Source organism: Nocardioides sp. NPDC058538, assembly GCF_042719275.1.
In the GTDB taxonomy this organism is placed as follows: Bacteria; Actinomycetota; Actinomycetes; order Propionibacteriales; family Nocardioidaceae; genus Nocardioides.
Genome location: NZ_JBHXNY010000024.1, coordinates 62449 through 81535, shown reverse-complemented (window position 1 = coordinate 81535; position 19087 = coordinate 62449). Strand labels below are relative to the sequence as shown.

General features: G+C 69.2%; 15 protein-coding genes. 8 read left to right on the top strand and 7 right to left on the bottom strand.

All coding sequences use genetic code 11. The features are described from left to right. Positions 1-36: 36 nt before the first annotated feature. Positions 37-3912, top strand: coding sequence for a DNA-directed RNA polymerase subunit beta' (locus ACFWQC_RS20255; protein WP_378681942.1), 3876 nt, complete (start codon positions 37-39; stop codon positions 3910-3912). 54 nt (positions 3913-3966) lie between these two features. Here ACFWQC_RS20255 and ACFWQC_RS20250 read toward each other — a convergent pair whose 3' ends face one another. Further along, positions 3967-4848 (bottom strand): alcohol dehydrogenase catalytic domain-containing protein, encoded by an 882-nt coding sequence (locus ACFWQC_RS20250; RefSeq protein ID WP_378681939.1) that lies wholly within the window; start codon positions 4846-4848, stop codon positions 3967-3969. Between the two features lie 106 nt (positions 4849-4954). Here ACFWQC_RS20250 and ACFWQC_RS20245 point away from each other — a divergent pair, with 106 nt between their 5' ends. From ACFWQC_RS20245 to ACFWQC_RS20235, 3 genes are all read left to right on the top strand, one after another. Further along, the gene (locus ACFWQC_RS20245) at positions 4955-5341 is read left to right on the top strand and encodes a winged helix-turn-helix transcriptional regulator (protein WP_378681936.1); all 387 of its coding nucleotides are present in this window, start codon (positions 4955-4957) and stop codon (positions 5339-5341) included. Between the two features lie 304 nt (positions 5342-5645). Beyond that, positions 5646-6110 (top strand): DUF4232 domain-containing protein, encoded by a 465-nt coding sequence (locus ACFWQC_RS20240; protein WP_378681934.1) that lies wholly within the window; start codon positions 5646-5648, stop codon positions 6108-6110. Between the two features lie 65 nt (positions 6111-6175). Further along, positions 6176-6661 carry a pyridoxamine 5'-phosphate oxidase family protein gene (locus ACFWQC_RS20235; protein ID WP_378681931.1) on the top strand — a complete coding sequence of 162 codons (486 nt, stop codon included), beginning with the start codon at positions 6176-6178 and terminating at the stop codon, positions 6659-6661. An 18-nt stretch (positions 6662-6679) separates the two neighbouring features. On the opposite strand, the gene ACFWQC_RS20230 is transcribed toward ACFWQC_RS20235, so the two are convergent. The 3 genes from ACFWQC_RS20230 to ACFWQC_RS20220 are packed head-to-tail and all read right to left on the bottom strand — an operon-like array spanning position 6680 to position 9475. Further along, entirely contained in the window at positions 6680-7435 is a 756-nt protein-coding gene (locus tag ACFWQC_RS20230) for an ABC transporter ATP-binding protein (protein WP_378681928.1), read from the bottom strand. Further along, positions 7432-8400 (bottom strand): ABC transporter substrate-binding protein, encoded by a 969-nt coding sequence (locus tag ACFWQC_RS20225; RefSeq protein ID WP_378681925.1) that lies wholly within the window; start codon positions 8398-8400, stop codon positions 7432-7434. The genes ACFWQC_RS20230 and ACFWQC_RS20225 overlap by 4 nt, the downstream gene beginning before the upstream one ends. Positions 8401-8416: 16 nt before the next feature. Then, a complete protein-coding gene (locus tag ACFWQC_RS20220; protein WP_378681923.1) occupies positions 8417-9475 on the bottom strand; it encodes a FecCD family ABC transporter permease in 1059 nt (352 codons plus the stop codon). Between the two features lie 126 nt (positions 9476-9601). On the opposite strand from ACFWQC_RS20220, the gene ACFWQC_RS20215 reads away from it, so the two are divergent. Next, on the top strand, positions 9602-10834 hold the full coding sequence (locus ACFWQC_RS20215) for a geranylgeranyl reductase family protein (protein WP_378681920.1): 1233 nt from the start codon (positions 9602-9604) through the stop codon (positions 10832-10834). After that, positions 10834-11778 (top strand): NUDIX domain-containing protein, encoded by a 945-nt coding sequence (locus ACFWQC_RS20210; protein WP_378681917.1) that lies wholly within the window; start codon positions 10834-10836, stop codon positions 11776-11778. Before ACFWQC_RS20215 ends, ACFWQC_RS20210 begins: the two co-directional genes overlap by 1 nt. Before the next feature lie 153 nt (positions 11779-11931). On the opposite strand, the gene ACFWQC_RS20205 is transcribed toward ACFWQC_RS20210, so the two are convergent. Together ACFWQC_RS20205 and ACFWQC_RS20200 are read right to left on the bottom strand one after the other, a co-directional pair. Next, positions 11932-12891, bottom strand: coding sequence for an ornithine cyclodeaminase family protein (locus ACFWQC_RS20205; protein ID WP_378681915.1), 960 nt, complete (start codon positions 12889-12891; stop codon positions 11932-11934). Between the two features lie 17 nt (positions 12892-12908). Beyond that, positions 12909-14267: an MFS transporter gene (locus ACFWQC_RS20200; RefSeq protein WP_378681913.1), complete on the bottom strand. Its 1359-nt coding sequence runs from the start codon at positions 14265-14267 to the stop codon at positions 12909-12911. Positions 14268-14418: 151 nt separating this feature from the next. Here ACFWQC_RS20200 and ACFWQC_RS20195 point away from each other — a divergent pair, with 151 nt between their 5' ends. Beyond that, positions 14419-17217, top strand: coding sequence for an FAD-binding and (Fe-S)-binding domain-containing protein (locus ACFWQC_RS20195; protein ID WP_378681911.1), 2799 nt, complete (start codon positions 14419-14421; stop codon positions 17215-17217). Positions 17218-17260: 43 nt separating this feature from the next. Here ACFWQC_RS20195 and ACFWQC_RS20190 read toward each other — a convergent pair whose 3' ends face one another. After that, positions 17261-17632, bottom strand: a complete 372-nt coding sequence (locus ACFWQC_RS20190) for a DUF4267 domain-containing protein (RefSeq protein ID WP_378681909.1) — start codon at positions 17630-17632, stop codon at positions 17261-17263. A 240-nt stretch (positions 17633-17872) separates the two neighbouring features. Here ACFWQC_RS20190 and ACFWQC_RS20185 point away from each other — a divergent pair, with 240 nt between their 5' ends. Then, entirely contained in the window at positions 17873-19084 is a 1212-nt protein-coding gene (locus ACFWQC_RS20185; RefSeq protein WP_378681908.1) for a class I SAM-dependent methyltransferase, read from the top strand. Positions 19085-19087 lie beyond the last annotated feature (3 nt).

Sequence of the window (19087 nt, the reverse complement as noted above, 5' to 3'; positions counted from 1 at the left end):
ACTTTCCAAGAACTAACGAAGGAACTGGAAGCCACCGTGCTCGACGTCAACTTCTTCGATCAGCTCAAGATCGGCCTGGCCACCGCGGACGAGATCCGCGCGTGGAGCCACGGCGAGGTCAAGAAGCCTGAGACCATCAACTACCGCACGCTCAAGCCCGAGCGTGACGGCCTCTTCTGCGAGAAGATCTTCGGTCCCACCCGGGACTGGGAGTGCTACTGCGGCAAGTACAAGCGCGTGCGCTTCAAGGGCATCATCTGTGAGCGCTGTGGCGTCGAGGTCACCCGCTCCAAGGTACGCCGCGAGCGGATGGGCCACATCGAGCTCGCCGCTCCGGTGACCCACATCTGGTACTTCAAGGGCGTTCCGTCGCGGCTGGGCTACCTGCTCGACCTCGCTCCGAAGGACCTGGAGAAGGTCATCTACTTCGCTGCGTACATGATCACCTCGGTCGACGAGGACTCGCGTCACCGCGACCTGTCCTCGCTCGAGGCCAAGGTCGACCAGCAGCGCAAGATGCTGACCGGCCGGCTCGACGTGGCGATCAACGACCGCGCCAAGAAGCTCGAGACCGATCTGGCCGCGCTCGAGGCCGAGGGCGCCAAGTCCGACGCCAAGCGCAAGGTCAAGGACGGCGCCGAGCGCGAGATGAAGCAGCTGCGCGACCGCACCGAGCGTGAGGTCAACCGTCTCGACGAGGTCTGGGACACCTTCAAGAGCCTGAAGGTCCAGGACCTCATGGGCGACGAGCTGCTCTACCGCGAGATGAAGACCTGGTTCGGGAAGTACTTCGAGGGCCACATGGGCGCCACGGCGATCCAGAAGCGCCTCGAGAACTTCGACATCGAGGCCGAGGTCGAGAACCTGCGCGAGACCATCGCCACCGGCAAGGGTCAGCGCAAGGTCCGCGCGCTCAAGCGCCTCAAGGTCGTCGACGCCTTCCGCAAGACCGGCAACAAGCCGACCGGCATGGTGCTCGACGCCGTCCCGGTCATCCCGCCGGACCTGCGCCCGATGGTGCAGCTCGACGGTGGCCGCTTCGCGACCTCCGACCTCAACGACCTCTACCGTCGTGTGATCAACCGCAACAACCGCCTCAAGCGTCTCCTCGACCTCGGTGCCCCCGAGATCATCGTGAACAACGAGAAGCGGATGCTGCAGGAGGCCGTCGACTCGCTGTTCGACAACGGTCGTCGTGGCCGCCCGGTCACCGGGCCGGGCAACCGTCCGCTGAAGTCGCTCTCCGACATGCTCAAGGGCAAGCAGGGTCGCTTCCGTCAGAACCTGCTCGGTAAGCGCGTCGACTACTCCGGCCGTTCGGTCATCGTGTCGGGTCCGCAGCTCAAGCTGCACCAGTGCGGTCTGCCGAAGCAGATGGCCCTGGAGCTGTTCAAGCCGTTCGTGATGAAGCGCCTGGTCGACCTGAGCCACGCTCAGAACATCAAGTCCGCCAAGCGGATGGTCGAGCGTGCTCGCCCGGTCGTGTGGGACGTCCTCGAAGAGGTCATCACCGAGCACCCGGTTCTGCTGAACCGTGCGCCCACCCTGCACCGCCTCGGCATCCAGGCCTTCGAGCCGCAGCTGATCGAGGGTAAGGCCATCCAGCTGCACCCGCTCGTCTGCACCGCGTTCAACGCGGACTTCGACGGTGACCAGATGGCTGTCCACCTGCCGCTGTCGGCGGAGGCCCAGGCCGAGGCTCGCATCCTGATGCTCTCGACCAACAACATCCTCAAGCCGTCCGACGGTCGTCCGGTCACCATGCCGACCCAGGACATGATCATCGGTCTCTACTTCATCACCTCCGACCGCGAGGGTGAGACCGGCGAGGGTCGTGCCTTCTCGTCCCCGGCCGAGGCCATCATGGCCTTCGACCACCTCGAGATCACGCTGCAGTCGAAGATCAAGATCCGCCTCGACGACATCGTCCCGCCGATCGGCTACGACGTGCCGGAGGGCTGGACCGAAGGCAACCCGCTCGTGCTCGAGACCACGCTGGGCCGGGTGATCTTCAACGACACCCTGCCGGCCGACTACCCCTTCGTGAACTACGAGGTCGGTAAGAAGCAGCTCGGCGCGATCATCAACGACCTGGCCGAGCGTTACACCAAGGTCGAGGTCGCGGCGTCGCTGGACGCGCTCAAGGACAACGGCTTCCACTGGGCCACCCGTTCGGGTGTCACGGTCTCCATCGACGACGTCACCACGCCGCCGAACAAGGCCGAGATCCTGGAGACCTTCGAGACGCAGGCTGCCAAGGTGCAGAAGCAGTTCGAGCGCGGCCTGGTCACCGACGAGGAGCGCCGTCAGGAGCTCGTCGAGATCTGGACCGAGGCCGCCAAGGTCGTCGGTGCTGCCATGGAGAAGGCGTTCGACAAGAAGAACCCGATCTACATGCAGGTCACCTCGGGTGCTTCGGGTAACTTCAACCAGATCCGCCAGGTCGGCGCCATGCGAGGCCTGGTGGCCAACCCGAAGGGCGAGATCATCCCGCGGCCGATCAAGTCGAACTTCCGCGAGGGTCTCTCCGTCCTGGAGTACTTCATCTCCACCCACGGTGCTCGTAAGGGTCTGGCCGACACCGCGCTGCGTACCGCCGACTCGGGTTACCTGACCCGTCGTCTGGTGGACGTCTCGCAGGACGTCATCATCCGTGAGGACGACTGCGGCACCGAGCGCGGTCTGCCCAAGGTCATCGGAGTCGAGGCGGGCGGCGTCGTCGTCAAGGACGACAACGCCGAGACCGCTGCGTACGCTCGCACGGCTGCCGTCGACATCGAGCACCCGTCGACCGGCGAGGTTCTCGCGGTCGCCGGCGAGGACCTGGGCGACGTCAAGATCGAGGAGCTGGTTCGCGCCGGCATCACCGAGGTCAAGGTTCGTTCGGTCCTCACCTGTGAGGCCCGCACGGGTACGTGTGCCAAGTGCTACGGCCGCTCGCTGGCCACCGGCAAGCTCGTCGACATCGGTGAGGCGGTCGGCATCATCGCCGCCCAGTCCATCGGTGAGCCCGGCACCCAGCTGACCATGCGTACGTTCCACACCGGTGGTGTGGCCTCGGCCGATGACATCACGCAGGGTCTGCCGCGTGTCGTCGAGCTCTTCGAGGCGCGTACGCCGAAGGGTGTCACGCCGATCTCCGAGGTCGCCGGACGCGTCGAGATCGAGGAGACCGACAAGGCCCGCAAGGTCCTGGTCACCCCGGACGACGGCTCCGAGGTCAAGGAGTACGTCGTGTCGCGCCGCTCGCGTCTGCGGGTTGGCGACGGCGACCACATCGAGGTCGGCGCTCCGCTGACCATCGGTACGCCGGACCCCAAGGAGGTCCTCCGTATCCTCGGTGTCCGCAAGACGCAGCAGCACCTCGTGGACGAGGTCCAGCAGGTCTACCGGAGCCAAGGTGTGTCCATCCACGACAAGCACATCGAGATCATCGTGCGGCAGATGCTGCGCCGGATCACGGTGCTCGAGTCCGGTGACACCAACCTGCTCCCGTCTGACCTGGCCGACCGCATCGACTTCGAGTCGGAGAACCGGCGCGTGGTCTCCGAGGGCGGCAAGCCGGCCTCGGGTCGTCCGGAGCTGATGGGCATCACCAAGGCCTCGCTGGCCACCGAGTCCTGGCTGTCGGCGGCCTCCTTCCAGGAGACCACCCGCGTCCTCACCGACGCTGCCATCAACGGCCGCTCGGACTCGCTGCGCGGTCTGAAGGAGAACGTCATCATCGGTAAGCTCATCCCGGCCGGCACCGGCCTGGAGCGCTACCGGAACATCAAGGTCGAGCCGACCGATGAGGCTCGCGCCGCGGCGTACTCCGTGACCGGTTACGACAACTACGACTACGAGTTCGGCAACACCGGCGGCCAGGCCGTCGCGTTGGACGACTTCGACTTTGGTTCCTACCAGTCGTAGTCCAGTAGTCAGCTAAGGCCCCGCCTCCCTCGGGAGGCGGGGCCTTAGCCATTTTCAGGGCACGAGGAGCCAGCGTCCGTCCGAGCCCGGCGCCGCCAGCGCCTCCTGGTAGGCCTCGGCGGCCTTGCTCAGCGGGCGGGTCGCCGCGATCCGGGTCGGCACCGTGCCGTCTGCCGCAAACCGGAGCAGGTCGGCGAGGGTCACCCCGTCGGCGTGGCTCATCACGGTCGATACTTCGATGCCGCGCTCGGCCGCCGGCGCCCGGCCGGGCTTGACGCTGACGTAGCGGCCGCCGTCGCGTACGCCTGCCAGGGCCGGATCGTTCAGTGCTGCCAGGTCGAGGACGGCGTCGTGCGCGTGCGGCTCGATCTCGGTGACGGCGTGGTCGGCGCCGGTGGCGAGGTGATCGGTGCCGGGGCGTACGAGGGCGTCGACCGTCCAACCGTCGGCTTTGGCCAGCGCCAGTGCCCACAGGCCGACGCCGCCGGCGGCGCCGGTGACGAGGAGGCTGCCGCGTTCGGTGCCGAGGAGGTCAAGCGCCTGTCGGGCGGTGAGCGCGTTGAGCGGGGCCGCGGCTGCCGCCTCGAGGGTGAGCCCGTCGGGTACGGCCGCTGCGGCGGAGGCGGGGACCACGACCTCGGTCGCGTGGGCTCGGGCGCCTGCGGCCGGGTTGCCGTGGAGCCCGGCGACACGGTCGCCGACGGCGAATCCGGAGACGGCCTCGCCGACCTCGGTGACCACGCCGCTGAAGTCGAAGCCGAGGCCGATCACGTCGGGGAGGCCGATGGCTGCGTGGTCGCTGGCGACGAAGGCGTCGAAGAGGGTGAAGCCGGCGGCGGCCACCTCGACCCGGATGTCGTCGGGGCCGAGCGGCTGGGCCGGGCGCTCCTCGAGGCGCGGGGTCGGGTCGCCGGCACGGGAGATGAGTGCGTACATGGTGTTCGTCCTTTGTGGTGGCGTGGTTGCATGCACTACTTTCGGTGCCCTACTCTCTTTTGGGAAGAAGGCACTTTGAAGTGGCGTACGCACCTGGAGGTCTGCCATGGGAACGACGACGGCCGAGCGGCCCGGCGGATTCGACGCATTCTCGGCGCTGTGTCCGAGTCGGCGGCTGCTGGACACGATCGGTGACAAGTGGGTGAGCCTGGCGATCGTGGCGCTGGGCCTCCGCGGCCCGCTGAGGTACTCGGAGCTGGCCTCGCAGATCGAGGGGGTGAGCCAGAAGATGCTGACCCAGTCGCTGCGGAAGATGGAGCGCGACGGCCTGCTGATCCGCACGGTGACCCCGTCGGTGCCGGTGCGGACCGACTACGAGCTCACCCCGCTCGGGCAGACGCTGCTGCCGGTCATCGGCCACCTGAAGGCCTGGGCCGAGGAGCACATGCCCGAGGTCGACTCGGCTCGGACGGCGTACGACAGCAGGGTCTGAGATTTCTCGAGATCCGACGCAACGAAGCATGCGGTCCGCGCGTCTCAGGGTTGGGACGATGAGTTAACTGGCTGGATCTATCTGGCTGGCATCTGCTACTCGAGGAGCGAAGATGCGGCACCTACGACTGATGGTGGTCGGAATCGGGGTCCTCGGCGTGCTCGCGGTGGGAGGTTGTGGGTCGACAAAGGACGGGGCGGTCGACTCGTCACCATCTGCCTCCGGGACCGCGGATCCCGCCCAAGCGAGCAGCACACCATCGTCCCCGACTCAGTCCTCACCGGCGGCCACGGGGGGTTCGCCGGTGAGGACTGAGTCCTCTGCTTCGTCCTCTGACCCCGCGCCGGCGGATCGGAAGACACCGAAGTGCACCAACACCGACCTGAAGGCCGGCTATCGCGCGACCGACGCCGGCGCCGGATCGCGGTTCGGTGAGATCACGCTGACCAACGTCTCCGACCGTGTGTGCGCCGTCGGTGGTTTCGGCGGACTGTCGTACGTCGGGGGTGGCGACGGCACCCAGGTCGGCGCGCCCGCGGCGCGTGAGGGCAAGTGGCGCACGGTGATCATGAAGCCGGGTCAGGTGGCCGTGAGCGAGGTCTCCGAGTCGACGGCCGAGAACTATCCGGCCTCGGCCTGCGAGCCGACCGAGGTGGACGGGTTCCGGGTCTACGTGCCCGACTCCTACGACTCGCAGTTCGTCCGCCACGAGACCACCGGGTGTGCGGACAAGAACGTGTCGCTCCTGACTCATCACGCGTTCCACTAGCGCGGTATGCCGCGACCGCGCATATAAGCAGGTCACCATGGAGAAAGTCGTTTACCCTCTGGGGTATGGCAGCTGATCTGGACAGACACGTCCGCGGGATCGTCGACGGCGTCGCCTACCTGGTGCTGGCGACCTCGGATCCCGATGGCCGGCCGCGTACGTCGCCGGTCTACTTCTCCCACGACGGCTACCGAGACCTCTACTGGGTCTCGGCGCCGGCTGCGCAGCACTCCCGCAACCTCATCCGCGACCCGCGCGTGGCCGGGGTCATCTTCGACTCCTCGGTGCTGCCGGGTTACGGGGCGAGCGCTGCGTACGTCACGGGGATGGCGCGCCAGGTGCCCGACTTCGAGCTCGAGAAGCGCTGCGATGTGGCGTTTCACCGGCTGGTCGGCACGGCTCGGGCGTTCAAGCCCGAGCAGCTGCGCGGCGAGGCGTCGCTCCGGCTCTACGTGATGGACGTCGAGCTCTGGGAGGCGCACCTTCCCGGCGTAGACCCGGACGACGAGGCCGTGCCCGAGACCAGGGTCGAGGCCGCCCCGGAGATCTGAAGGTCCGGTTGGTCCGGTTCAGGCCGACGGACGGAAGAGGAGGTGGATCTCCTCGCGCAGCTCGAGCCGCTCGATGCCGATGTCGTAGACCGGCTCCAGGATCTCGGGGCGGAGCACTTCGTCGACGGTGCCGCGCGCGGCGACACGGCGTCGGTCGAGCAGCACCAGGTCGTCGCAGTAGCGGGCCGCCAGGTTGAGGTCGTGGAGCACGACGATCGCCGTCGCCCCAAGCTTCCGGACCAGGGAGAGGATCTCGTGCTGATAGCGGATGTCGAGGTGGTTGGTCGGCTCGTCGAGGAGCAGGTGGGTCGCCTCCTGCGCCAGCGCTCGGGCGATGAGCACCCGCTGCCGCTCGCCCCCGGAGAGGGCGGCGAAGGAGCGCGGACCGAGGTGGGTCCCGCCGACGCGCTCCAGGCACTCCGCCGCGACCGCCAGGTCGTGCTCGCCTGCCCTGGCGAAGGCGGACAGGTGCGGCGTACGTCCCAGCAGGACCATCTCGCCGGCGGTGAGCGCTGTGTCGGTGCCGGACTCCTGGACGACCACGGCCAGGCGTCGGGCGACCTGCTTGGCAGGAAGCCCGGCGAGGTCGTCGCCGTCGATCTCGACGGTGCCCGTGCCCCGGAGGGCGCCGTAGAGCAGCCGGAGCAGGGTCGTCTTGCCGCTTCCGTTCGGGCCGATCAGACCCAGCACCCGGCCCTCGTGGGAGGCGACGTCGACGTCCTCGAGGATCGTCGTGGTGCCGTACGTCCAGGACAGGCTCGTTGCCTCGATCACCGGCCGAACCTGTCGATGATCCGCTCCAGGCCGTCGACGGAAAGGGCGGAGGGCGGCTCGGTGAAGTTGAACAGCTGCGCCATCACGTCGCCGTTCTTGACCGCGGTGAGGTCCTCGGCACCGGCGAGCTGGGTGATCGACTCCTCGACCTCCTTCGAGTCGCCGGCGTTGTGGAGCAGGATGATCACGTCGGGGTCGCGCTCGAGGAGATCCTCGGTCGAGACCTCGAAGACGCGCTCGTCGACGTCGGCGAAGACGTCCTCGAACCCGGCCGCCTCCAGCTGCGGGTGGGCCATCGACCTGGTGCCATAGGCGTAGGTCACGCCGCCGCCGACCGTGGGGTAGAGCACCGCCGCGGTCCGTCCCTCGCCGACCTTCTCCCTCTCCAGCACCGTCACGCGTTTGCGCAGGTCAGCGACAGCCTGGGCGGCTTCGTCCTCGCGGTCGAAGACCTTCCCGTAGGTCTCCAGCTGGCTGTAGACGCCGTCGAAGCCGGGGTCGTCGATGCCTTCGGGGCACATCGCCGGCTCCTCGAGGAGGTCGATGTCGACGGCGTCGAGGGTGTCGCGGGAGAGGTTGTCGACCTCGCCGAGGACGAGGTCGGGCTCCTCGGCGATCACGATCTCCTTGGAGATCTGCAGGTGGCCGCTGGTGTCCATCTCGTCGGTGAGCAGCGGGATGTCGTCGAGCTCGGCCTGGGTCTCGGCGTCGTAGTAGTCGGCGGGATACTCGCCGGCTCTGGCCACGACCTGGTCCATCACGCCGAGCGCGTGCAGGTAGGGCACCGCGGAGCTCTTCAGCATCACGACGCGCTCCGGCGGAGCGTCGAAGGTGACCTCGGTGCCGCAGTTCTCGACGGTGACCGGGAAGCCGGCGGTTGCGGGCTCGTCGCCGGCGGCGTCGGCGCCGCAGGCGGTCGTCGTCGCCAGCACGAGGGCGGCGGTGGCGAGCATGGGGCGGATCATTTCGGCTCCTTGATGGTCAGACGTCGCGCGCCGAGAAGCGCCGGATGAGGACGATGAGGAACGGGGCGCCCACAAGCGCGGTGACGATCCCGATCGGGATCTCCTGGGGCTGGAGGAGCACACGGGCGAGCACATCGGCCCAGACCAGCAGGATCGCGCCCATGAGGGCGGCGGCCGGGATCGCCACGGAGTGGGCGGAGCCGACGGCACGCCGGGCCAGGTGTGGCACGACCAGGCCGACGAAGCCGATGCTGCCGGCGGCCGAGACGACCACGCCCACGGTCAGCGCCACGAGGACCAGCAGCAGGGTGCGGAAGCGGTCGGGGGAGATGCCGAGGGTGTGGGCGGTCTCGTCGCCGATCGCGAGAGCGTCGAGACCACGACCGGACAGGGTCAGCAGGGCGATGGTGGCGAGCACGGCGACTGCCACGACGGCCAGCAGGCCGTTCCACTGCGCCAGGCCGAGCGATCCGAGCAGCCAGAACATCACCGACCGAGCACCCTCGGCCGAGCCCGAGGCGAAGATCAGGAAGCTGGTCAGGCCGTAGAGCAGGTAGCCGACCGCGACGCCGGAGAGGAGCAGTCGCAGCGACGTGACCCGGCCGCCGCTGCGGGCGAGGGCGAACACCAGGAACGATGCGGCGAGGGCGCCGAGGAAAGCGGAGCCGGGCAGGGCGTACGCCCCGAGGCCGGCGCCCGCGCCGAAGAGGATCGCTGCAGCGGCGCCGCTGGAGGCGCCGGAGTTGATCCCGAGCAGGTAGGGGTCGGCGAGCATGTTGCGGACCATCGCCTGCAGCGCCATGCCGGTGACGGCCAGGCCCGCGCCGACCAGGGCGCCGAGGAGCACGCGGGGAAGGCGTACCTTCCACACGATCGCCTCCTCGGTGGCCTTCCAGCCGTCCTCGGGCAGGCCGAGAAGGTGGTGGCCGAGGATCTGGGCGACCGTCCCGGGGGTGACGTACGCAGCACCCAGCCCGACCGCCACGACGATCGTCAAGGCGGTAGCCGCGAGGAGGCCAAGGAGCCAGATGGCGGCGCGCCGGCGGCGGCGACGTACGCCGAGAGGGTCGTGCACGTGGGGGCCTTCCGAGACTGCTCCGGGACTATTGCGAAGAACTTGCAATAACCTAGCAGAGGCCCGCTTCGGCCAGAGGTGAGGGTTCTTTCGCGGGCCGTTGGCCGGTTCTGGGAAGATATGCGCATGACCTCGTCCCTTCCGCAGTCAGCTGATGTGCTCGTCGTGGGGGCAGGGCCCGCGGGCTCGGCCGCGGCGGCCTGGCTGGCGCGTGCCGGGGTCGATGTCCTGTTGACCGACGCGGCCGTCTTCCCGCGTGACAAGACCTGTGGTGACGGGCTGACTCCGCGTGCGACCCACGAGCTGGTCCGGCTCGGGCTGGAGGACTGGCTGCGCGCGCACCCGGTCTCGAAGGGCCTGCGGGCGCACGGCTTCGGGCAGACGCTGCACCTGCCGTGGCCGGGCGGGACCTTGCCGTCCTGGGGGTCGGCGGTGCCGCGTACGGAGCTCGACGATCATCTGCGCACCGTGGCGATCAAGTCCGGCGCTACTGCGGTCGACGGCGTGCGTGCGGTCGACGTCCGGTGGGACGGCGAGCGGATCGCCGCTGTCGTCTTCGAGGGCGGTCGTGAGGTGGCCTGCAGGTCGGTCGTCGTCGCGGACGGCGTGCGCTCGCCGCTCGGCAAGGTGCTGGGTCGGGAGTGGCACCGCGACACCGTCTACGGCGTCGCCGGTCGGGCCTACATCGCCTCCGACCAGGCCGACGACGAATGGATCTCCTCCCACCTGGAGCTGCGCGATGAGTCCGGTGAGGCGCTGCCGGGATACGGCTGGATCTTCCCGCTCGGGTCGGGCGAGGTGAACATCGGCGCGGGTGCGCTGGCCACCTCGAAGCGGCCCGCAGACGTCGCGATCAAGCCATTGATGAGGCACTACACGGAGCAGTGTCGCGACCAGTTCGGGCTCACCGGAGAACTGCGGGCGGAGAAGTCCGCGCTGCTGCCGATGGGTGGTGCAGTCTCCGGGGTCGCCGGCGCCAACTGGGCGCTGATCGGCGACGCCGCCGGCTGCGTGAACCCGCTCAACGGTGAAGGGATCGACTACGGCCTCGAGACCGGACGGATGGTCGCCGATGCGCTGATCGCGGGCGAGGACCTGGCCACCGCCTGGCCGGCGACCCTGCGTGAGCACTACGGCGAGGCGTTCTCCATCGCCCGCCGTCTGGCCGGCATCGCCACTCGTCCGCGGCTGGTGTCGACCCTCGGACCTGCGGGAATGCGCTCCGACTGGCTGATGACGCTGGCCCTGCGGTGGATGGGCAACCTGGTCACCGACGACGACCGCGACCGGGCCGCCAAGGTGTGGCGCTGGGCCGGTCGCCGCTCGCTGGCTCTCGACTCCCGACCCCCGTTCAGCTGATGGCGACGCGGAATCGGGGCCGCAGTGGGCGGCGACGCAAGCTTCCGAAGGTGCAGCGGGTGGGGGCGTACGCCGTCATCATCCGGGCCGGTGCGGCCGCTGAGCCGGAGATCCTGCTCAGCCGGCTCTCGGAGAAGGTCACGCCGGAGGAGCGATGGACGCTGCCCGGCGGCGGGATCGACCACGGCGAGGACCCGCGCGACGCGGTCGTGCGCGAGGTCTACGAGGAGGCCGGCGTGCCGGTCGAGGTCGGCGTCGAGGCACGGGTCTACTCCGTCCACCAGGCCAAGGCCTGGCGGCTTGGCCGTCGGGTCAACGCCCACGCGATCCGGATCGTCTACGACGGCTGGGTGCCCCATGACGCTCCGGAACCACAGACGATGGAGGTCGACGGGTCCACCGCCGAGGCGGCCTGGCTGCCCCTGGCCGCGGTGACGAGCGGCGAGATCCCGACGTCTCCGCTGGTCACCGACGCCCTCGAGGTGCACAAGCCGTCCCGGATGCAGCGGTTGGCGGCGTACGCCTTCATCACCCGCCCCTCCGACGACGCGATCCTGCTCACCCGGATCTCGCCGCTCGGCTACCACTCGGGCACCTGGACGCTGCCCGGTGGCGGCGTCGACTTCGGCGAGCAGCCGCGCGACGCGCTGGTGCGCGAGGTGGTCGAGGAGTGCGGGCTCACCTGCGAGGTCGGCGCCCTGCTCGACGTGCACGATGTGAACATCACCGGCACCGCCCCCAGTGGCCGTCACGAGGAGTTCCACGGCGTCCACCTGATCTTCGCCGCGACCGTCCCCGACGGCGAGGATCCGCGGGTGGTCGAGCAGAACGGCACCACCGACGACGTACGTTGGGTGACCCGCGACGAGCTGAAGAGCCTCCCGCTCCTGGACGTGGTGCAGGCAGCCCTAACCGCCGAAGCGTCGAAATCTGGCGCCGAGTAGTCGAAATCTGGCGCCGAGACGGCGATTTCTGACGGCGAAAGGTCAGTTCTTGCCACCGATGTGGCGTACGGAAAATCGACTTGTCGACGGCATAAATCGACATCTCGACGCCAAGAACTGACTCTTCGACGTCAGAATCCGACCTCTCGTGGGTCAGTCCAGGGTGGTTCGGGTGCCTGCATCCTGGGCTTCGGCTGCGGCCAGGATGACCTCGGCGGCGGCTGCGTCTTGGGCGCCTACGCCTACGGAGAGATAGGTGAGAGTGGCGGCCGGGGTGCGGGTCACGGAGTGCGCGCCGGTGAGTAGGGAGCCGAGGTCGGCGATCCGGTCCGGGTCGACCGCCCCGGAGGCGACGGCCTCGATGAGGGGGCCGGAGTCGGTCAGCGCCGAGGGGCGGTAGTCGACGACGACCGTGGAGCGAGCCAGCAGGGATGGCGGCAGCTCGACGCGGTCGGGGGCGAAGGAGCCGACGCTGGCCACGGTGGTGCCGTCGGTGACCCAGGCGTCCTCGATCACCGGGGTGAGGGACGAGGTGCAGAGGACGACGATGTCGGCGCTGCGTACGGCCTGTTCCAGGTCTGCCTTCGCGGTGGCACCGTGCGTGGCCGCGACCTCGGTGGCGGCGGCCGGGTTCCGGCCGAAGACGCAGAGGTCGGCGGAGGGATGGGTGACGGCGAATGCCGCGAGGTGGGTCCGGGCCTGGGCGCCGGTGCCGACGACGAGGACATTCTCGGCGCCGGGGGCGACCTGCTGCATGGCGAGCGTGGTCGCGGCCGAGGTGCGCAGGCCGGTGACGCTGTCGCCGTTGATGATCGCGCGCGGCGCGCCGGTCTCGGCGTCGAGGACCGTGATGACCGAGTGCACGGCACCCAGCCCGCAGGCGGCGTTGGCCGGGTTGACGCTGCCGAACTTGCTCACCGCCGGGGCGTCGGGGGCGATCCGGGAGGAGTAGCAGAACGAGACCGACGATTTCGGCCCCGGGACGAGCAGCCGGGGAGGCTGGACGGCCTCCCCGGCTCCCAGTCGGGTGAACGCCTCGCGCTGGGACTCCAGCGCGAGGCGGGGCGTGAAGATGCTGCGTACGTCTGCGGCGGAGAGGATCCTGACACTCACCCCGCCACCGTAGACGGTCAGGCGGAGGCCTTCTCCGGGGTCTCCTCGAGCGCCACGTCCTTGGTCTCCTTGCCGATGACCAGCGAGATCAGGGTGATCACGGCCATCACGGAGAGGTAGGCGCCGACCAGGACCGGCGAGCCGTCGGCCTGCTTCCACAGCGCGACCGCGATGAACGGCGCGACCGCGGCGCCGAGGATCGAGGCGACGTTGTAGGAGATGCCGGAGCCGGTGTAGCGCACGCTGGTCGGGAACAGCTCCGGCAGCAGCGCACCCATCGGGCCGAAGGTGAGGCCCATCAGGGAGAAGCCGAGAACCAGCCAGAGGAGTACGCCGACGGTGCCGGCGTTGACCAGTGGCACCCAGGCCAGGCCGAAGACGATGATCCCGAGGGTGACCGCGATCAGCAGCCGGCGCCGGCCGTAGCGCTCGGCCAGCGGCCCCGAGACCATGGTGAAGATGCCGAAGAAGATCACGCCGAAGATCAGCATCAGCACGAAGGTCGTGTAGCCGTAGCCCAGGCCGGGCACGGGGAGGTCTGTGCCGGCGGTGCCGAACGACAGCGAGAAGGCGGTCATCAGGTAGAAGAGGACGTACGTAGCCAGCATGAAGAAGGTGCCGAGGACCAGCTGCTTGCCCTGGTTGCGTACGACCGAGGCGAGCGGGACCTTGCGGACCAGGCCGGCGTCCTGGCTCTTGGTGAACACGTCGCTCTCGACCAGGCGCAGCCGGACCCACAGGCCGACGACGACCATCACCGCGGAGAAGAGGAACGGCACCCGCCAGCCCCACTCCAGGAACGCCTCGGACGGCCTGGTCGGGTCGGCGCCCTCGGCGGAGAGCAGCGCCGCGATGGCCAGGAAGAGGCCGTTGGCGAGGATGAAGCCCAGCGGCGCGCCGAGCTGCGGGAACGTACCGAAGATCGCGCGCTTGCCCTCGGGGGCGTTCTCGGTCGCGACCAGGGCGGCACCGCTCCACTCGCCGCCGAGCGCGAAGCCCTGGGCCAGGCGCATCAGCACGAGCAGCGCGGTGGCGACCCAGCCGACGGTCTCGTACGTCGGGAGCGCACCGATCAGGAAGGTCGCGATGCCCATCGTGAGCAGCGAGATGACCAGCGTCGTCTTGCGGCCGAGCCGGTCGCCGAGGTGGCCGAAGAAGATCGCGCCGATGGGGCGGGCGACCATCGCGGCGCCGAAGACCGCGAAGCTGGCCAGGAGCGCGGTGGTCGGGTCGCCGGCCGGGAAGAAGAGGGCGGGGAAGACGAGGACGGCCGCGGTCGCGTACACGTAGAAGTCGTAGAACTCGATCGTCGTCCCGATGAGACTGGCGACGAGCACGCGCGAGCGCGGGTTGGCCGGTGCGGGGGTGGCGGACATGGTCTCTCTCCGAGGTCAGGAAGTGCCCGCGCTCTCGCGGGCTGTCCCATTATATGAGAGATGAATATCGCGTACTGAGACGGGTTCGAGTTGTGGTCGTCGACGGTGGGCGCTGACCGGTGACCGCGCCGAGGTCTGTGACAATGTGCGGGTGAATGCGACTGCCTCGGATCTGGCGAATGAGCTGCGCAACCAGGGGATCAGCCGGGTCGACGACTCGCCGCTGGCCCGGGCGCTCTACTCCAGCGACGCGAGCCTCTACCGGGTGGTGCCCTCGGTGGTCGTGCGGGTGCAGTCGCGCGACGAGCTGATCGGGGTGCACTCGGTGGCTCGCTCCGTCGGTGTTCCGGTGACCATGCGAGGTGCGGGCACCTCGATCGCCGGCAACGCCGTCGGGTCCGGAATCGTCGTGGACACGCGGGACCTGCGGACCATCTACGAGATCGACCCCGAAGCTCGGACGGCGCGGATCGACCCGGGCGTGGTGCACGCCGACCTGCAGCGGGTAGCGGCGCCGCACGGGCTGCGGTTCGGGCCCGACCCGTCCACCCACACCCGTTGCACCATCGGCGGGATGATCGGCAACAACGCCTGCGGCAACCGTGCGCTGGGCTACGGCCGCACCGTCGACAACATCGAAGCGCTGACCGTGCTCTTCGGCAACGGCGAGCAGGCGAGCTATGCCGATGGCATCTCTTCTGGGGACACGGCCGAACGGCTCCAGGCGCTCGTCGGCGCCAACCTCGGTCACGTGCGGACCGAGTTCGGCCGGTTCGGGCGCCAGGTCTCGGGCTACTCGCTCGAGCACCTGCTGCCCGAGAAGGGCGGTCGGGTCGACCGGTTCCTGGCCGGCACCGAGGGCACCCTGGCGACGATCCTGGAGACGACCGTGCGGCTCGTCGAGGACTCGCCCGGGCGGCTGCTGCTGGTGCTCGGCTACCCGACGATGGCGGAGGCCGCCGACGCGGTGCCCGCGCTCCTGCAGGTGGCGCCGGGACGGCTGATCGCGTGCGAGGGGATGGACGCCCGGATCGCCGACCTGGTCCGCGCCAAGGGCCGCGCGGTGCCGGACCTGCCCAAGGGTGCCGGCTGGCTGATGGTCGAGGTCGCCGGACAGGACGCTCCTGACCTGGTGAAACGTATCGCCGCGGAGTCGGGCGCGCTCGAGTCGCGGGTGGTCGTCGATCCCCTCGAGGCGGCCGCGCTCTGGCGGATCCGCGAGGACGGTGCCGGGCTGGCCGGGGTCTCGCTGCCCACGCCGGCCCACTCCGGCTGGGAGGATGCCGCGGTCCCACCTGAGCACCTCGGTGCCTGGCTGCGCGACTTCGAGGGAATCCTTTCGGACTTCGGTCTGCACGGATATCCCTACGGCCACTTCGGCGACGGCTGCATCCACTGCCGCATCGACTTCCCGTTCGCGCCGGACGCGCCGGAGTCGGCCCAGGTGTTCCGCGAGTTCATGGCCGCGTGCGCGACGCAGCTGGTGACCTACGGCGGCTCGCTGTCGGGCGAGCACGGTGACGGGCGGGTGCGCTCGGAGCTGTTGCCGATCATGTATGACTCGACCTCCATCGATCTCTTCGAGCAGGTCAAGGGCATCTGTGACCCCTCGGATCTGCTCAACCCGGGCAACATCGTGCGGCCCGCGTCGATCACCGACGACCTGCGTCCGGTGCGGCCGCGTGCCCTTCCCCGGACCGGCCTGCGGCTGATCCACGACTCCGGTGACCTGGGTGCTGCTGTCCACCGCTGCACCGGCGTCGGCAAGTGCGTGGCCCCCAAGACCGCCGGAGTGATGTGCCCCTCCTACCTCGCGACCCGCGAGGAGAAGGACGCGACCCGTGGACGCGCGCGGGTGCTCCAGGAAGCGCTCGACGGGTCACTCGTCGGCGGGCTCGGCGACCCAGCGGTGAGCGAGGCGCTCGACCTGTGCCTGGCCTGCAAGGGGTGTGCGTCCGACTGCCCCACGGGCATCGACATGGCGACGTACAAGTCCGAGGCGCTCTACCAGAAGCACGACGTCCTCGGGGAGCGGCGGCCGCGCTCGCACGCTCTCCTCGGCCAGCTGCCGAAGTGGGCGCGGCTCGCGGCGCCGTTCACCGGCATGGCCAACGCGTCGCTGAAGATCTCGCCGCTCGCCAAGATCGCCAAGAAGACCGCCGGCATCGACCAGCGGCGCTCGATCCCCGCGTTCGCGCCGAAGACGCTGAAGCGGTCGGCGCCGACCGCGAAGCTGCCCGAGACCCCGGACGTATGGATCTGGGCCGACTCCTTCACCGACCACTTCTTCGCCCAGTCCGGCCACGGCGCGATCGCGTGGCTCGAGTCGCAGGGCCTGACCGTCCGCGTGATCGGCGAGAAGGCCTGCTGCGGGCTGACCTGGATCACCACCGGCCAGCTCGACGACGCGCGGAAGATCATGGAGAAGACCGTGCGTACGCTGGCCCCCTATGTCGCCTCCGGCGTCCCTGTCGTCGGCCTGGAGCCGTCGTGCACCGCGACGCTGCGGTCGGACTCGGTGGAGCTCTCGGCACTGCCCGAGGCCGAGGTCGTACGCGACGGGATGCTCACCTTCGCAGAGCTGGTGAAGCGGCTGGTGGGCGAGGGGCGGGCGACGCTGCCCGACCTGACCGGCGTCGAGGTCGTCGCCCAGCCGCACTGCCACCAGCACGCCGTCCTGGGCTGGGTCGACGACGAGGCGCTGCTGACCCAGGCCGGTGCGAAGGTCACCCGGGTCTCCGGCTGCTGCGGCCTGGCCGGCAACTTCGGGGTCGAGGAGGGGCACTACGAGGTGTCGGTCGCGGTCGCGGAGACCCATCTGCTCCCGGCCGTTCGGTCCCACCCCGACGCCGTCATCCTGGCCGACGGGATGTCGTGCCGCGTCCAGCTCGACGACCTCGCCTCGGTGCCCGCCATGCACCTGGCGGAGCTCTTCGCCTCGCGCGTCTGAGGTCGCCCGGCTGGATCAGCGCGGCTGGATCAGCGCGGCTGGATCAACCCAGCCAGAGCAGCGCCACGGCGATGAGCATCATGGCCGCGGTGAGTCCGTGGACCCCGAAGGCGCGCGCCCTGCTGCCGCGGTTGCCGAGGATGACGAGCATGTCGCCGATCGGGATCATGGCCTCGACGAGGACGACCCAGGGCACGGCGTCGGGTTCCACGAAGATCAGCGGGATCAGGACGAGGCCGCTGGCGATGTCGCGTACGCCCTTGAGCTGCCACCAGGCGCGGGCCTCGGAGGCGGGCAGGACCGGCAGGCCAAAACCGGCCGCGTTGGCCTCGTTCCTCAGCAAATACATCACGCCGATGTAGATGATCCCGAGGGCGACGATCCAGATCAGGACCATTCCGATGGTGTACAGCATCTGTAGCTCCCTTTGTTTTCGACGCCAGATTTTCTAGCAATGCTAGCGACGAGAGCGCCAGGTGTCTAGCGTTGCTAGATTTCTGATCCGGGGGCGCTCGGGAGCGGCGAGCCTCGGCGATGGGTGTTGGGGTGTGGCGCGCGCCTAGACTGAAGCGGTGAACCCGCGTTACCGCCGAATGATCATTCCCGGCGCGCTGGTCGCGCTTCTGCTGGTGGTCGTCATTGCCGGGGTGCTGAGTTGAGCAGGGAGTCGGAGCCGCTGCTGCGGGCGCTGAACCGGATGCGGTCGGTGATCCTCGATCCCGAGCGGCTGGTCAAGGCGGTCGCGTCGGGCAAGCAGCGCGGCAGTACGCCGAAGTGGCGTCGCGCCGAGATCCGCTACGTCGACCTGAAGGCCGGTCGACACCTGCAGATCACGACGTACGACGCGACCCAGGCGTTCACCGCGAATCATCCCGTAGGAGATAGTTCGGCACTGGACGATCTCCTCGATGAACCGTTCGCCAACTGGATAGTCACGACGGCGATCGAGCAGACCCAGATCCAGGCGAAGTCGCCGACGACGGCGCTGGTCTCGACCACCGAGCTGACCGCGCCGGTCGAGGTCGAACGCGGCCATGACCAGGCGAAAGAGCGACTGCTGCCGGAGTCTGACCCGGTCTTCCGAGTGCTCGGTCTCTCGGACAAGGACGGGAAGCTGAAGCCGTCGCGCCAGGCGAAGTACCGCCAGGTCGAGGAGTTCCTGCGCCAGCTCGACGCCGCCCTGACCGACGCGATGAAGTCCGGCAAGGTCCGCACGCCCACCGCCGAGGAGCCGCTGCGGATCATCGACCTGGGTGCCGGCAACGGCTACCTCACGTTCGCGGCCCAGCGCTACCTCACCGAGGTCCGCGAGCTGCCCGTCGTCGTCACCGGCGTCGACGTCAAGGAGCAGTCGCGGGAGCACAACTCGAAGATCGCTGACGAGCTGGGAGTGCGCGCCGAGTTCGTGGCCGGGACGATCGACGGCGTACAGCTCGAGGAGAAGCCCGACGTGGTGCTCGCTCTGCACGCCTGCGACACCGCCACCGACGAGGCCCTCGCCCGGGCGATCGAGTGGGAGGCGCCGCTGGTTCTGGCCGCGCCGTGCTGCCATCACGACATCGCCGCACAGCTGCGCAAGGCCCCGACCCCGGCGCCCTACTCCATGCTCACCCGTCACGGCATCCTCCGCGAGCGCTTCGCCGACACGCTGACCGACGCCCTGCGCGCGAGCCTGCTGCGCCTGTCCGGCTACCGCGTCGAGGTCGTGCAGTTCGTGGAGAGCCAGCACACCCCGCGCAACACCATGCTCCGCGCGATCCGCACCGGATCGCCCGTCAAGGGCGGCTCGGTGAAGAAGGAGTACGACGAGCTCGTGGCCGAGTGGGGCGTACGTCCGAAGCTCGGCGAGCTGCTCGCGGAGAGGTGAGAT